The 14,165-nt window shown below is 50.2% G+C and carries 15 protein-coding genes; 5 read left to right on the top strand and 10 right to left on the bottom strand.

Annotated features, from left to right (window positions below):
• Nucleotides 1–48 precede the first annotated feature (48 nt).
• The 6 genes from EL633_RS25035 to EL633_RS25010 form a co-directional block, all read right to left on the bottom strand.
• Nucleotides 49–2,088: a four-carbon acid sugar kinase family protein gene (locus tag EL633_RS25035; RefSeq protein ID WP_126630008.1), complete on the bottom strand. Its 2,040-nt coding sequence runs from the start codon at nucleotides 2,086–2,088 to the stop codon at nucleotides 49–51.
• 298 nt (nucleotides 2,089–2,386) lie between these two features.
• Nucleotides 2,387–2,803 carry a VOC family protein gene (locus EL633_RS25030; RefSeq protein WP_126630007.1) on the bottom strand — a complete coding sequence of 139 codons (417 nt, stop codon included), beginning with the start codon at nucleotides 2,801–2,803 and terminating at the stop codon, nucleotides 2,387–2,389.
• Nucleotides 2,804–3,029: 226 nt separating this feature from the next.
• Nucleotides 3,030–3,767 (bottom strand): SDR family NAD(P)-dependent oxidoreductase, encoded by a 738-nt coding sequence (locus EL633_RS25025; protein ID WP_126630006.1) that lies wholly within the window; start codon nucleotides 3,765–3,767, stop codon nucleotides 3,030–3,032.
• 252 nt (nucleotides 3,768–4,019) lie between these two features.
• Nucleotides 4,020–4,502 carry a GNAT family N-acetyltransferase gene (locus tag EL633_RS25020; protein WP_126630005.1) on the bottom strand — a complete coding sequence of 161 codons (483 nt, stop codon included), beginning with the start codon at nucleotides 4,500–4,502 and terminating at the stop codon, nucleotides 4,020–4,022.
• Between the two features lie 166 nt (nucleotides 4,503–4,668).
• Complete coding sequence (locus EL633_RS25015) at nucleotides 4,669–5,175, bottom strand: hypothetical protein (protein ID WP_126630004.1); 507 nt, start codon at nucleotides 5,173–5,175, stop codon at nucleotides 4,669–4,671.
• Between the two features lie 34 nt (nucleotides 5,176–5,209).
• The gene (locus EL633_RS25010) at nucleotides 5,210–5,395 is read right to left on the bottom strand and encodes a hypothetical protein (RefSeq protein ID WP_126630003.1); all 186 of its coding nucleotides are present in this window, start codon (nucleotides 5,393–5,395) and stop codon (nucleotides 5,210–5,212) included.
• A gap of 696 nt (nucleotides 5,396–6,091) precedes the next feature.
• Here EL633_RS25010 and EL633_RS25005 point away from each other — a divergent pair.
• On the top strand, nucleotides 6,092–6,652 hold the full coding sequence (locus EL633_RS25005; RefSeq protein WP_126630002.1) for a cupin domain-containing protein: 561 nt from the start codon (nucleotides 6,092–6,094) through the stop codon (nucleotides 6,650–6,652).
• A gap of 117 nt (nucleotides 6,653–6,769) precedes the next feature.
• On the opposite strand, the gene EL633_RS25000 is transcribed toward EL633_RS25005, so the two are convergent.
• Nucleotides 6,770–8,779, bottom strand: coding sequence for a helix-turn-helix domain-containing protein (locus EL633_RS25000; RefSeq protein WP_126630001.1), 2,010 nt, complete (start codon nucleotides 8,777–8,779; stop codon nucleotides 6,770–6,772).
• A 171-nt stretch (nucleotides 8,780–8,950) separates the two neighbouring features.
• Between EL633_RS25000 and EL633_RS36755 the strand changes: the two genes are divergently transcribed.
• Entirely contained in the window at nucleotides 8,951–9,088 is a 138-nt protein-coding gene (locus EL633_RS36755) for a hypothetical protein (protein ID WP_161982419.1), read from the top strand.
• 235 nt (nucleotides 9,089–9,323) lie between these two features.
• Here EL633_RS36755 and EL633_RS24995 read toward each other — a convergent pair whose 3' ends face one another.
• Complete coding sequence (locus tag EL633_RS24995) at nucleotides 9,324–9,503, bottom strand: hypothetical protein (RefSeq protein ID WP_126630000.1); 180 nt, start codon at nucleotides 9,501–9,503, stop codon at nucleotides 9,324–9,326.
• Here EL633_RS24995 and EL633_RS24990 point away from each other — a divergent pair.
• The 3 genes from EL633_RS24990 to EL633_RS24980 all read left to right on the top strand — a co-directional run bounded on the left by EL633_RS24990 (nucleotide 9,502) and on the right by EL633_RS24980 (nucleotide 11,120).
• A complete protein-coding gene (locus tag EL633_RS24990; RefSeq protein WP_126629999.1) occupies nucleotides 9,502–9,738 on the top strand; it encodes a CGNR zinc finger domain-containing protein in 237 nt (78 codons plus the stop codon). The genes EL633_RS24995 and EL633_RS24990 overlap by 2 nt on opposite strands.
• Before the next feature lie 240 nt (nucleotides 9,739–9,978).
• Entirely contained in the window at nucleotides 9,979–10,314 is a 336-nt protein-coding gene (locus EL633_RS24985) for a VOC family protein (RefSeq protein WP_126629998.1), read from the top strand.
• 41 nt (nucleotides 10,315–10,355) lie between these two features.
• Nucleotides 10,356–11,120, top strand: coding sequence for a GNAT family N-acetyltransferase (locus tag EL633_RS24980; RefSeq protein WP_126631882.1), 765 nt, complete (start codon nucleotides 10,356–10,358; stop codon nucleotides 11,118–11,120).
• Nucleotides 11,121–11,535: 415 nt separating this feature from the next.
• On the opposite strand, the gene EL633_RS36750 is transcribed toward EL633_RS24980, so the two are convergent.
• Entirely contained in the window at nucleotides 11,536–11,709 is a 174-nt protein-coding gene (locus tag EL633_RS36750) for a hypothetical protein (protein ID WP_161982418.1), read from the bottom strand.
• 359 nt (nucleotides 11,710–12,068) lie between these two features.
• On the bottom strand, nucleotides 12,069–14,165 hold the full coding sequence (locus tag EL633_RS24975) for a xanthine dehydrogenase family protein molybdopterin-binding subunit (RefSeq protein ID WP_126629997.1): 2,097 nt from the start codon (nucleotides 14,163–14,165) through the stop codon (nucleotides 12,069–12,071).

The following is a 14,165-nucleotide window of genomic DNA, read 5'->3' as shown; positions in this document are numbered from 1 at the left end:
TCTGACAACACATTTCGCCAGCCACCATCCTTGCTCTGCGAACCTCCCTTATCCTTTATTAATGGTCTTAATCAGGCGTCCACGCGCGGAATCCATGTGGGCCTGCATAGCAGCCGCTGCGGCACTAGCATCTCCACGCTCTACCGCTTCAAAAATCGCGAGGTGTTCCTGATACGAGAAATCGGTATTGCCTGCCGATTCGATCACACGAATAATCCAGGCCCGTAGCAGAGCTTGAATGCTGGAAAGAATATCACGCAACACGGTATTGCGCGCGATCTCAGCAAGCTTCAAGTGGAAGGCAACGTCGGCATCCACGAACTCTTGATAATCTGAACCGGCCTGCTGTAAACGTTTCATGATTTTGCGCAACTCTTCAATCGCACGATAATCGCGGCGCTGAGCAGCCAGTTCCGCGATGATCACCTCGATCTTCTGGCGAGCCTCAATCAGGTCCATCGTCCTCTGCTCACCCAGCAACAGTCCCCACTCGATAATGCGTGGCAAGAGCGCGGAATCGGCCTTCTTGAGATAGGTTCCGTCGCCCTGGCGCACTTCCAACAAGCCCAGCAAGGTCAGCGCTTTTAGCGATTCACGCAGAGTAGAACGCCCCATCCCCAGCGCCTCCGAAAGTTGGCGTTCAGAAGGCAGACGGTTGCCAGGCTTGATCTCACCAGAAAGTAGATAATCCAGCAACCTCTGGGTAATCTCCGCGACCAGCGATTTTTGTTCAATTGGCTGGAGCGCCGGAACGGTCTTGCGCGTGACGCTTTTGAAAGGCGCGGCCTGGAACTGCGTCGCGACATCTATCAGGGTCTGCTCGTGACCAACATTCCCAGGGATAACCGCGTACGGAATAGTACGACCATCTGGCAGCGTCAGTTCCCAAAGCGAGACGCCAGGCTCAAGCTGCCCTTTGACATAGGCACGTGTGGCTGACAGACCATCGGTCGCGACCTGTGCGGAAGTGATTCCTCCTTTGGCGATCACCGCATCGCAGTATTCGGCCACCCGCGCCACAATAGCTGTAAGTGCAGCCATAACTTGTGCACCAGCGGCCAGATCACTGTGCCTGGCCTGACGCACACGCTCGGTCGCGAGGATCGCAAAATGTTGCTCATCCAATGCCAGGCTTACCTGGACCGCCAGATGTGGCACCACGCTTTCGAGACCTTCATTGAGCAACCAATCGCTGGGAATAGTTATTACTGGAGCAGAGCGCTCCTCAAGCCGTGCCAGTTGTCGTGAACTGGCCTCGGTATGTGACCCGCAGACAACAAGCACGCGGCTCTCCTGATCAGGCAACGATGGCTGTCGAACGACCGAGCGTAGTCCAGCGCGCAGAGCAGCAAAGGATGAAGCTGAACGTACCACAACCGGGCGACCGCGTTCTTCGGCATCCAGCAGTCCCCAGGCCAGACTCTCTAGATCGTCCTGCGTTTCGGCATCAGGGACAATCACTGTGCCAGCAGGCGCTTCAAGCAGCATCTGTGTCAGCGCAGCGGGACCCTGAGCGCGTATTTGCATGAGAGGGAGCGACAGTGCTTTTCTTCCCTGGCCTACCTCCGCGACCCAATCGACCATTTGCTCGCTGTGATAGCCAAAGGTCGTATCCCTGGCAAACTCTGTCTGCGCCACAGGTACTTTGCCCGCCTCATTCACCAGATAATGCACGCCATCCAATGTAATGCGCCCACCGGCGGGAAAGGCTGGTACAAAGAGCAATACCGCATCTTCATTTACCTCGGCCAGCACATCCATCTCAGCAAAAATATGTCCCCGCAAGGTGGAATCGCCGCGTAGTAGGATACTCACCTCTTCCCCCACCTCCCGAGCCGCCTGCTGAATGTCATCCCTTATACGCCTGATTAGCGTCACCGCCTCTGCCTGTTTGAGCGCACGTGTATTTGTCAGAACATAGATAGCGCGTTCGCTTCCGCTGAAAAAGCGTCGATAGGCCAGCAACGCCGGGCGTAAAATCACCTCAACATTTGCGACGCTCTGCGTCCCCGTTGGATCATCGTCCAGAACAATGACCCGTCGACGATCTTGCTGGAGACGTTGTTCCCATGTGGCCGTTTTACTCATTAATATCCTTCCTTTGACACGAGACCTATCATCCAGGTACCGTGCCACTGTTTGCACGCAGACTATGCTTTCTATGCCTCTGACGCGACGAAAAAATGCTGATCTCTCGGGTCAAAAAGCTGAAATGCCTGGACGCATACGCGAAAGCGTCAACGTATCGCTCCCTCTCGTACGTACCAGTTGAGAGAAAAGGCATTGTTTAAGATAGTGGTACATCAGCAGACTGTCACTTTTTTCAACGATCATATCCATTTTCAGATAAGGCATCAATAACCAGTCAATCAGACAAGATAGCAGGCTACGCTTTCTCTAGAGAAGAAAACTCGGCATATGGAGCATTCTCAGTCAACTCGATCTGGATATTGTTAGGCGGTTGGGTAATAAACGTACATAGGCGTTGACGTCCTCCCAGAAAAATACCGGCCTGGCTCTCCATACCCAGGTAGTTCAGCACCTTTGGAATAGTCTGTACGCCAAAGCAGATGTGATGCAAGCCTTCACCTCGCTCTTGCAGAAACTGCGTAATAGAGGGCGAAGTTGTTGGCTGCACCAGCTGGATAAACGTATTGCCGGCGTCCAGATAAACCAGACGTACCCCTACTTCAGGCAAAAGTTCATCCCCGGCGATAGAAAGTTTCAACGTATCGACATAGTAGGGAAGGGCATGCTCAATATCCCAGACCGCTATGGCAATATGATCAACTCGTTCAAGCATGCAGCTTTAACCTGTTTCTTGTTCTGGCCTGGCGCGTGAGAGGTCATCTTTCTGAAGAAAGCCCACCTCTCACGTGCCAGGTACTGACTATAGCTATGATGCGGATCATAGATGGCTGAGAAAAGGTTGTTCAGGCAAACGAATCATGCCAGATCTTAAAATTGGTCAACCGGTTGACCACCGAAAACTAAAAAATCTCTTTTGAAGAGAACGTAAAAGAAAAGGTCTACAAAAGTTGATAGTCCACGCCACCATAGACCTGTAAGGACTGGCCATGAATGGCGCGTGATTGGGGTGTCGCCAGGAAAAGCGCCACATCAGCGATCTCATCTGGCTCCATAAAGTAGCGCGTATCGAGCGGACTGCCATCCGTTTTGGGGGTTGCAGAACTCATAGCTGTTTTAACGCCTGCCGGGCAAATAGCATTTACGCGCACTTTATACGCGCGTGCCTCATCTGCCAGGGCCTCCATAAAACCAAGCACGCCAAATTTGCTGGCGCAATAGGCTGCGTTGTGGGCATAGCCATGTTTCCCGGAATCAGAAGCAACAATGATGATTGTCCCGCTTCGCCTGGCATACAATGTAGGGAGCACGGCCTTGCAGCTATGAAAGACACCGAGAAGATTGACAGAAAGCATTTCCGAAAATGCAGGAGAAGGAAGTTCATGAACAAAATAGCGCCGCTGGATACCAGCGTTTGCCACCAGGAGATCGACGGTGCCAAAGTGTTCAAGCGTCTGGGCAAGCATTTCAGCTACAGATGACTCTTGCGTGACATCCGTAGACACGGCCAGCGCCTGGCCACCCAGTGCGCGAATTTCAGCGGCTACAGCATGAGCCTGTTCAGCCACATACTCGGCAACGACAATATGAGCACCAGCCTGCGCAAGCTTTAAAGCGATGGCTCGCCCAATACCTCGGCCAGCGCCCGTCACAATGGCAACTTTATCAGTGAGTTGCATAACAACCTCTTCTCTGAATCAAGACATCGGTGTCCTGGACAAGATAGAAATGCATATCTGCACACTCTTATGCATTGTTTTTATTGCCTAATTGGTCTACTGGTCGACCAATATTCAAAGTATACCCAATAGATGTATTGTTGTCAATATTATTGGCTCGTGTGCTCCAGCAGCACACGAGCACTTTGTGTACTGCTGTACCCTCGTTCTTGTTCGTGCCCTGACGGATGGTCATGCAGCGAGTGCATCACGTTATTGGAGCTCGCAGATGTAGGATATGGCTGGCTTGCCGTTGAGCGTGAGCGAACCTCCGGCGATGAAGCCGTTGTGTTCAAGCACCGTACGTGAGGCTGGATTGTCCAGCGTAACCCTCGCACGTAGCCTGATGAGTCCGTAGGTTGTGGTGGCGAGCTCGCGCATCTTACGCACCGCCGCTGTGGCCAGCCCTTGCCCCGCCGCCTTTTGCGCGATTCGGTACCCGAGTTCCGCCTCCCCGTCCGCTACTTGGACCAGGTTCACCCGCCCCACTACCTCGCCACTCGTGGTCACTAGCAAGTGGAAGTAGTCCGTCCCGGCGGCCTGCCACGCGAGCAGTTGCGCATGCCGTGTGTCGAAATCAGCGAAGAACTCATCTCCACGATCCGGTATCGACGCCGCAAAGTAGGCCCGATTCTCCTGCTCGAATGCAAGCAGGGCTGGTGCGTGATCGAGGCGGACCAACTGAAGGTCTGGCATGGGTCTTTGGGGGCGTGGTGTCGATGCTGACCCGGTTCCCTTCGATGCCGTGTGTGTGGGTTTTTCTTCTATAGCTTGCCTATCGATAAAGGAACATTCACCAACCCCTGGCGCGTCTCGTTCATCCATGTGTTTCTCCCTTTGCTCAATAAGTGACTGCTGATGATTATTCGTCCGCTACAACTGTCGCAATTCCGGACAGCCATTGCCTCGCTTGTTGTTCTGATAATTTTTCCAGCACCTCAAGTTCTCCTTTGAGCTGAGGAAAATAGCGTCCTGCATTCCAGGATTGTGCGTAATGAAGGGGGCCCAATAAGATGATGCGTGTTCCTTCAAATGGTTCGATCTCTGCTGGCTGACCTTCGTTCCCGATCCACTGCTCCCTCTTTTCAAAACCTGACGGTAAGCGACCATCGGGCTGTAGTCCCCGCCAGTTCCATAAATTAAATGAGCCTTCGGCATGGGGAAAATTTTGATAATCATGGTCGTCACGTAAAGGGAATGGACCATCCTTCGCCGCTGCCACTACGCGTGGATCTGGTCTTGTGCCTGCTAGCCACCCCCGCTTCGGATCACCAATGAGTGCGTCTGCCAGCAATGTATGGAGTTCAAAGTTTAATCCTATGTTGCTGATGCGGATATGATACCAATGTAGCGATTCTGGATGCAGCATGATAAGCTCTTCATTCATCAATAAGTTGAGGACATTATACTGGCTGTTTTATCGATTCTGGTCGATGGATCTCATTCGTTCCCACTTCCCACCCTTTCCCACTGCCCTCAAGCGGCATGCTGGTATGCAAGCGTCGGGCCGCCGTCACCACCAGCACTGGCTCCGCAATTCGGCGTAATGTTGACAGCCAATACGCACGATCTTCGCGTCCAATCTCCATTAAGAATCCCTCCATCATTCTTACTTATAGCTGTGCAGAACTATAAAGTACTTGCTATTGCGATGCTAATGATATAAGCAACGTTAAGTACAGATTCTACAATGTACGTTTGAGCACGAAAGAAGTTTGTTTTTCGGCTCATTTCAGACAAACGACACTGGGGTACACGCTTCCATTTTGGGCACCTGGAGATTCCATCCACCCTTTTGATTGAACCAGTTAATCAAAATATGCCCTCCTGGTTCATACATTGTCAAGGATTTACCGGGAAAAATTGAGTATAGCAGAAAGAAACGTGAGGCTGCATCAAAGAATTGATTGTAAATTTATGATTCGGGAACTGCAAGAAAAAAGCCTATCATAGGTGAGTAGATGGGTCAAGCTGCCTTCTATCCCTGGGTCAATAATTTAATATCAGGAGAACTGAAGGTGGTACTGATCAAATATGTATGCTCAATGACAGACTTTTATAGCGCTTTCTGTTTAGAGGAGCCTGCGAAGCGGGCGTGTTTGTTCCATGAGCTAATGACTCAGAAACGAGGATCAGATGATCTATACACCCTATCAATCAATTACTATACTTAAGCCTGAACATGGTGTCGAGACAAGCTTATCACAGCACGTTCTTGATGGTAATGTAACTCCTATTGAGAATAGGAGTAAGGGAATCAACAAATTATAAAAGGGAAAATACATATGGCGCAAATTAATGATGTCATCGATAATCCAGTCACAGGGGAACGTCTCACCGTCCTTCAAACTGCTCAGTCCTCTAATGGCAAGGAGTTTGCCTTTGAGTTGTATGCAAGGCCTCATGGAGCTGTAGCCGCTGAGCATATTCATCCCATGCAAGAAGAGATCTTTGAAGTTGTCAAGGGAACAATGCGCTTTAGCATTAATGGAAAACAATCAGATGCCTTAGCGGGAGAAAAAGTCTCCGTTCCTCCGGGAACCCGCCATAGCTGGTGGAATGAGAGTAATGAGGAATTGATTGCTCATGTCGCACTTCGGCCAGCCTTGGATTCGGAGACGTTCTTTGAGACTCTTTTCGGGCTTGCACGCGACGGAAAATCAAATAAGCAAGGCTTGCCTAATATTTTGCAAGTCGCGGTCCTGTCATCAGCCTATCGAAATTCGATGCAATTGCCATTACCGGCCCCTGCCCTGAAGATATTGTATGGACTCGCTGTTTTTGCACGCTTATTGGGATATCGAGCAAGTTACCCAAAGTATAGCCGTTCAAATACGGGCCAGTAAGCAGCCGCTCATCAGAAGTAGTGATGAAGCGAAGAACCTCACCTCCTGCGATGACGTTCCAGGCTTTTTGGTTCTCAGCCCGGTGGAGGTGAGGTCCTGGGAGATGTCTCTCCCGCTCTAGGCCTCTATCCGGACATATTTGCGCACAGTGTTCCGAGCTATCCCAACCTGTTGCGCTATGTTACGGATAGAGGTCCCCTGGGCATACAGTTCACGTATCATGGATATCTGTACGTGTTTGCTGGGTATACTTTTTGGCATCTGCAACTTCCGTAAGCACGGATGAGCGAGTAGGTGCCTCAACCTTTTTTCTCGCTCCTGGGTCAATGGGACCGATGCCAGGAGTGCATGAATGCAGGTATGGATATCTATCTCCTCTGGATGTGCTATGCTCGATGTTTCACACCACTGATTCCATAGCCATGTATATAGTTTATGAGCCTCCTCGTATCTCTCTTGTTGTACATAAAGGAAGGCAAGATCGTTTAAGCACTGTACGGTGGTTGGATGCAGTAATCCTTGCTGCTGTTCTCGCAGCAACAACGCTCTCTGTAGTAATGGTTCAGCGATATGATATAACTCATATTCGATCAGGTGCGAACCTGACCATTCAAGGAGCTCCGTCGCTTCGAGGGATGCCAGCTCTTGCTGCTCAATGATAGCCTGATACTCGTTTGTCTGCCCTAACACATGGAGGCATTTTGGTCTGGTTGTTAACTCAGCGGGATCGTGAGGAAACATCATATGCAGCACCTGCACAATTTGTGTGGTCCACTTGTGGCGTTCTTCTGCATCCATCTGATCTCTTTGGACAATCTGTACGAGTTGATGGATATTGAGGATTCTCTCCGCAGGCAAGCGTTTCACCAGAGAAAACGCCAGGAGATCCTGAAACATCTGGTCGTATAAAAGTGGATGAGTCACTGCTTGTCGTAGGACTGGAGGCCAGTAGGCTGCACCTTCTGTAATGATCTCTTCAGGAATGTAATAGGGAGAGAGATATGCTAAGAGACGCAACAACTGCGCCGCCGCTGGATTTCTCTGTTCGATCACTTGGAACGAGCAGGCCCAGGTTGTCGCAACAGGATCAGGATGATCGTTGGGGGAGTTTCCGCGCCGAGCTAGCAAGGTTTGATGGTAAGTCTGATAGAGTTGTAAGTAGGTAGCAATGCTGCATCCAGTCTCTTCAATGTAAGCGCCTGCCTGATCCAGAGCCAGTGGAAACAGTGCCAGCTTTTCCACAATTTGACGTGCCGTAGCAGCGTCATCAGGGGTTACCTGATCTAGACGCCCTGCGCGTTGAAGCAAAAAGTTTGTGCTGACGTCTATGTCGAGAGAGCCTACTTCGATAGTGGTTCCTAGCGAGGATACAGCACTCGCTTGTGTTGTAAACAACAAGCGGCCCAGACCTCGATGAGGCAGATACGTCTGTATTTGTTTCAGGTTATTTACGTTATCGACGATGAGCAACCAGGGAGCCTCACATTCTTCTAACCAATGCAGAATATTTTCTATACGTTCAGGTGAGTTCTTTGTCCACTGGACACAAGAGCTTGGAAGTTGATTGGCAATCGTCATCCAACTGTTCAGAATAGTTTCTTCACTGGCGGCAGTAATCCAGAAAACATGAGTCTCCGGTTCTTGTTCCTGAACACGATAGGCATACTCAACCGCAATTTGCGTTTTTCCCATGCCACTCAATCCTGTTAGCATCTGTATTTGAACCGGACTCCTCGGGGTTTTGATGCTGGTTGGAGCTGTAAATCCCTGTTCGATTTTATGAAGCAGCTCATCTCGCCCAACAAAGTGAGGATTGCGCATGTATGGAACATGCCAGTATACTTTGCCTGTTTCGCCTTCAGAAGAAACGATAGGCGCTGATGAAACGGGTCCAGCGGATAGAAGTACATGTGATGCCGCGCTATCCTTATCCTCATTGAATCCTAATTCCTCGGCGCTGAGACCAAAAAGAGTGCACAATTGGGCACGATAATAGAGACGAGGCTGCTGAATTCCTCTCTCCCAGCGTTGTACGGTGGTAACTGTAGCATTGATCCCGTCCGCAACATCGATTAAGCGCCAGTTGCGTTTTAGGCGTTCCTGGCGCAGAAGTTCATTTTTGGTCATACACTTTCCTGTATTATTTCATTTGAGATACCTTGACGCGTGGACGAGATTATTCTACAAACTAACGACTTTCCTTTCATATTCCGCAAAACATGTAATGCTTGTTACTTGGGCTGGAGTCGCGAAATTTTTCCATGGATAGAGGAAAAATTTTCGCATAAGCTACGTAGTATGTCAACATCGTGGAGTTTAATGCTGCGCGCAAATCTCAAAACAGAAGATCCAGCGTCTTCCCCTATGTGTGAAGCGCAGGGATATCAGCAAGCTGAGGTTGAGGATCCTGTCTTTTCGCAGATCCACTATGAATAAAGGGGGACCTTGATCATCGAGATCGCGTGCGCTGCTCCGTAGGAGTTGACCCAGGAAGGAAACTGTCCCCATCTGGCATCACTACTGCTCCTGCAGCTCATTGCCTATTTCCCTCATGCATCAGTATCATAGCATCTTGTCCCCTATTCTGCTTCTGCAGGGTCCAAAAACCTGCCGTCTTTTGACGCATCACGGAAGTGGATCCAATCGGAAAACAATGGTAGCGTAGGGCTTCTTACGCCTCGATTAGTACTATCTCCGTCTGGGTAGTTGGGAGCGCCTCCTCTGATCCCTCCTTGCTTGCGAGCGTGGGCAGGGTATGGAGTGTACGTATACGTGGACCTTCTACCCAGGCCACAGAGAAAAGCAAACCAACCGCCTCGTATCTCCTCCTCACGCGTGAAGAAGATTTCATGCTACAACGTGTTCCCTGCGCCTCTGACTGGACGTGGCTTTTAGGTCGGATCGCGGCCTTCTTTGTCACACTACTGGCAAACTATGATCTTACACGTGTCAAGCAATGTAGTAACCCCAATTGTCGCTGGATCTATTATGATGAAAGTAACAGTAAGCGTCGCAGTTGGTGTGACGATGACTGCACCAATATGATGCGTGTGCGGCGCTTTCGTGAACGCCATCGTCTTGCCTAGAGCACAGTACTTCCCTCTCCATTTCCAGCATCAATACTCTATACCATTTCCACAAACAGTGAAGAAACGACCAGGAAACGACCAGAAAACGATCGTAGGACGCTCTATAAAGGCTATCGTATTTGCTCTATACTCTTTTTTGAGGAAGCACACCTGTTTCCCAAGCCGAAATACCCACATACACGCTTTCAGGCTGGACCTAAAAAGGATACGAGGAGATGGACGAGAGGCGAGGAGCGCATGCCGCATGCCAACAAACCTGCAACATCTTTGACCTACGCCATTATCGTGGACCTGGCTTTGAAACGTGTGCTGTTCTCGGCTAAGTTTGTACATAGGGGAATTATATCAGTGTTAAAGAAAATCGATCATATTGGGATTGTTGTAGCTCATTTAGTCAACAATATTGAAAGCACGGTTGACACATTGAAAATGAAAGGCATTACTTTTTTTAGCGACATAAAAGTCTACAATGGAAGCAAAAAGTTGTGCTATTTCTGGGGAATAGAAGGTATCATCTTAGAATTAGCTGAATATTTTAAAGACAGGGGAATTCTGATATGTCTCACATTTTAACGAACCTTTCCCATCCTTCTTTAGAAAGAGCGGCTGAGGTGATGTACCAAACGGCTATAAACGAGCTCGGCCATATCATGGCAGCCAGATTTTATCAGACGCCCGAGGCCATGTGGTTCGTCAAAAATCCGGTAGGGCTCAGCAGGGTTATCACCACTTCATTTACAGCGGATACCCCAAAGAGTACCATAGACGCCACGCTCAAAACAATAGCAGCATCCTCTGAAGATGCTATTACCTGGTCCATCGGCCCATCTCTCCGTTCGAGTAGATTAGAAGATCGTTTGCACGCTAACGGTTGGCCGAGGACGGAAGACGTACGATCCATGGTGCTGGACTTACAGACCCTAAAAATGTCTGCGGAAAGCCCGGTAGAATTAACTATTGAACTTGTCAACGATAAGGAAGCCTTCAAACAGCATATTAATGTTATGGCCGCTGGATTTGAATTTCCTGAACCACTGGCTCGTCACTTATCAGCGATCGACTACGGAGAGACGTTTCGGTTTCCAACGAGCCGTTTCTATGTAGGCCGTGTTGGTGGACAAGCTGTTGCGATTTCTCTCCTTCAGCTCTCTGCGGGACTTGCAGGAATCTACAATGTGGCGACCATTCCTTCGATGCGACAACGAGGCTTGGGTACTGCCATGACGCTTGCTGCGTTACTTGATGCGCGTGATCTGGGCTATCGCATTGCTGTACTGCAAGCTTCGGAGATGGGGGTAAACATCTATCGTCAGCTTGGTTTCCAGGATCATTTTTTGTTTGACACTTATAGCAGTTCGCATCCATCTCAGGTTGGCTGACAGCCAGTTCGCATTTATATATCTGGATGCGTGTTTTTTTTCTTGCCAGTGACTTTTTCTTTCGTTGCATGCCCTGATGTGTACACTTGCCACTGTAAAAGCTGATCTACTCTGTATCAGAACTACATCAAGAATCTTTTAGAGGAGCTTCTTATGATCAACTTTAATAAAGAGCTTGTTATTATTGTGCTGCTTATTATATGTATCCCCGTAGAGATTTACGCAGCTTTCACGACCCCTACCTTTTGGTCTCTTCTTGTTGCCGTCCTGATACCTATTGTTACAATTCAGTCTATCATGAAATACATCCAACAGAATCGCTTATACTGAAGCCCCCCGCCACTTTAGCGCGGAAGCTTCAGTTTGTGCTGCTTAAGAAAGTTTTGAATTACGTGAAAGAAGATCTCAGGACACTCTAGCCAGCCAAAGTGCCCACAATCGGGATCATCTGAAAATCGATCGTCGCGCTGGAAAAAGCTGCTCGTGTCTTGTCTGCCCATGCTCTTCCAAATGGATCATTCTCTCCATAGAAGATGTGCAGTGGGAACTTCAAGCTTGCCACTTGCGCGCTCAAATCAAAGTCGCCCAAGGCTTTCCAGGTTTCCTCTCTTACTGTTGGGGTACTCTCAACGGTTTCTGTAAACCTGGGAAGATCGAAGGGAGGGTTGGCTCTGGATAAATACACGGGGATGATCTGTGACACCGTGGATCATAATGAGCACATCGTCTGCATCCAACACGCCTGTGGTTCGTATAAAGATCCTTGGGAACCGTTGCGACACAGTAGAGACTTCTGCTGGCGAGACAAGATCATCGCGGCCGCAAAATGGCACAATTTGAACGAGGCTTGTATTGTTATTCTTGTTCAAATTGTGTCATTTTAGCTAATAAATTTTATTTTGTAAGGCAGCCAGTCTGTCAGCCTGGTGAGAAGGTACGCTATTGCGCTTAGGATAAGAATTTATCCAGTGTGATAGGCAGGTCGCGTACACGGATACCTGTCGCGTGATAGGCTGCGTTAGCGATTGCTGCGGCTGTGCCAACAATCCCGATTTCGCCTACCCCCTTTGTGCCCAGGGGGTTCACGTGGGGGTCATCCTCTTCGATCCATGCCACATCAATCGTGTGGACATCTGGATTGGTTGAGATATGGTATCCTGCGAAATCGCTGTTCACATAATTTCCGAAGCGCGGATCCAGTATGCTCGCTTCGTGTAGCGCCATTGACAAACCCCACGTCATTCCTCCCATAAGTTGGGAATGGGCTGTCTTCGGGTTGATAATGTTTCCGGCCGCAAAGACTCCCAGGAGCCGTGGCACGCGGATTTCGCCAGTATCCATATTGACATGCACCTCGGCGAATTGAGCGCCAAAGGAATGTATGGCGAACCGTTGCAGCGCGGGATTCGCATCAAATTTGCCATTTGCCGAGAGCCCTTCCGCTGGTATGACTCCTCCACATTCTTCTCGCAGCTTTGTGCGGAGCGCGCTCGCCGCGTTAAAGATGGCCCACCCCCATGAGCCTGTGCCCGATGAACCTCCAGCGAAGCCCGCCGCTGGCTGATCGCTATTGCCTATCACGAGCTGAACCTGCTCTAACGATGCTTCAAGCACATCCGCCGCGATCTGGGTGAGTGCCGTGCGTGCTCCGGTTCCGATGTCTGTCGCATCAATATGGACCTGATACATTCCCTTGTGGTCAACCTGCACGGTGGCAGCCGCCGGGAAATAGTAAGCCGGATATGTTGAGGAAGCAACGCCAGTCCCGATGAGCCAGCGTCCTTTTTGCTGTGCCCGTGGAGATGGATCGCGTTGTTGCCAGCCGAAGCGCCGCGCCCCTTCCCGCAGGCAGGCGATGAGTCCGCGACTGCTAAAAGGATGTCCTGTTTCGGGATCAATCTTGGGTTCATTGCGAATGCGTAGCTCAATCGGATCGATGCCACAAGCGATAGCCATTTCATCCATTGCAGACTCAAGTGCAAACATACCCGGGCACTCCCCTGGACCACGCATATATGTTGGCACAGGCATGTCCAGACGCGCTACCCGGTGTGTGGTGCGGCGGTTGGGAGCCGCATACATGCGTCGCGTCACCACACCAACCTGTTCGGCGAATTCATAAGAGGTCGAGGTTTGTTCGATCACATCGTGAGCAATCGCTGTCAAATAGCCATTGGTATCAGCACCCAGGCGGATGCGCTGTATTGTTGGTGTACGATAGCCAGTTTGCGAAAACATCTGTTGCCGTGTCAGAGCAAACTTCACTGGCCGTTTCGTCATTTGCGCCGCCATGGCGGTGAGGATGATGGGAGGATGGGCAAATAATTTGGAACCGAAGCCACCACCAACGTACTGTGTGACGATATGAACCCTTTCGGGAGGTAGGCTGAACGCCGTTGCAATGGTGCCTTGGATACCATGGGGACCCTGGTTTGAGTCGTAGAGGGTGAGGCCATCGTTTTCCCAGATCGCGATACTCGCATGCGCTTCAAGTGGATTGTTATGTTCGGTAGGAGTGGTATAGGTCTGGTCGAGCGAGACCGCCGCCGAGGCCAGAGCACCCTCAACATCACCTTCGAATGTGTCGGACACATCATGCCCTTCATTGACTGATGGTGGCTTGTAGAGCGCCTTGTCGTCAGCGCGCAGTTCGACATGATGAGGCAACTCTTCGTAACGCACGACCACGAGTTCCGCTGCCTGCTGTGCGATCTCAAGTGTCTCAGCAACAACAGCTGCGACAAATTGACCATAATACGCTACACCATCCGTCTGGAACACCTCCAGTTCGGTATTAGGAAGGTGCGCAATCCGTGGCGCGTTCTCATGTGAGAGTACAGTGATGACACCAGGGAGCGCTTGTGCTGCGCTCGCATCGATCGCTGAAATCTTCCCTTTGGCGATGGTACTCTGGACTGGGAGGACATAAGCCACACCCTCAACCGGGTACTCGTAGGCGTATTTCGCCGAACCTGTGGCCTTTTGAATGCCGTCAACTCGATTGATTGGCACACCAATAAAGCGCGTCATAAGTTGCATTTTCAT

Origin of the sequence: Dictyobacter alpinus, assembly GCF_003967575.1 — a bacterium.
Lineage (GTDB): Bacteria > Chloroflexota > Ktedonobacteria > Ktedonobacterales > Ktedonobacteraceae > Dictyobacter > Dictyobacter alpinus.
The sequence above is the reverse complement of the archived record's forward strand: the minus strand, read 5'-3'. Positions and strand labels throughout refer to the sequence as shown.

Coding starts and splice junctions, on each gene's coding strand:
- EL633_RS36755 (WP_161982419.1), top strand. CDS start 8,951: ATGTCAACATCGTGGAGTTTAATGCTGCGCGCAAATCTCAAAACAGAA.
- EL633_RS24990 (WP_126629999.1), top strand. CDS start 9,502: ATGCTACAACGTGTTCCCTGCGCCTCTGACTGGACGTGGCTTTTAGGT.
- EL633_RS24980 (WP_126631882.1), top strand. CDS start 10,356: ATGTACCAAACGGCTATAAACGAGCTCGGCCATATCATGGCAGCCAGA.
- EL633_RS25005 (WP_126630002.1), top strand. CDS start 6,092: ATGGCGCAAATTAATGATGTCATCGATAATCCAGTCACAGGGGAACGT.
- EL633_RS25020 (WP_126630005.1), bottom strand. CDS start 4,502: ATGCCAGACCTTCAGTTGGTCCGCCTCGATCACGCACCAGCCCTGCTT.
- EL633_RS25030 (WP_126630007.1), bottom strand. CDS start 2,803: ATGCTTGAACGAGTTGATCATATTGCCATAGCGGTCTGGGATATTGAG.
- EL633_RS24985 (WP_126629998.1), top strand. CDS start 9,979: ATGCCGCATGCCAACAAACCTGCAACATCTTTGACCTACGCCATTATC.
- EL633_RS25025 (WP_126630006.1), bottom strand. CDS start 3,767: ATGCAACTCACTGATAAAGTTGCCATTGTGACGGGCGCTGGCCGAGGT.
- EL633_RS25015 (WP_126630004.1), bottom strand. CDS start 5,175: ATGCTGCATCCAGAATCGCTACATTGGTATCATATCCGCATCAGCAAC.
- EL633_RS25010 (WP_126630003.1), bottom strand. CDS start 5,395: ATGGAGATTGGACGCGAAGATCGTGCGTATTGGCTGTCAACATTACGC.
- EL633_RS24995 (WP_126630000.1), bottom strand. CDS start 9,503: ATGAAATCTTCTTCACGCGTGAGGAGGAGATACGAGGCGGTTGGTTTG.
- EL633_RS24975 (WP_126629997.1), bottom strand. CDS start 14,165: ATGAAAATGCAACTTATGACGCGCTTTATTGGTGTGCCAATCAATCGA.
- EL633_RS25000 (WP_126630001.1), bottom strand. CDS start 8,779: ATGACCAAAAATGAACTTCTGCGCCAGGAACGCCTAAAACGCAACTGG.
- EL633_RS25035 (WP_126630008.1), bottom strand. CDS start 2,088: ATGAGTAAAACGGCCACATGGGAACAACGTCTCCAGCAAGATCGTCGA.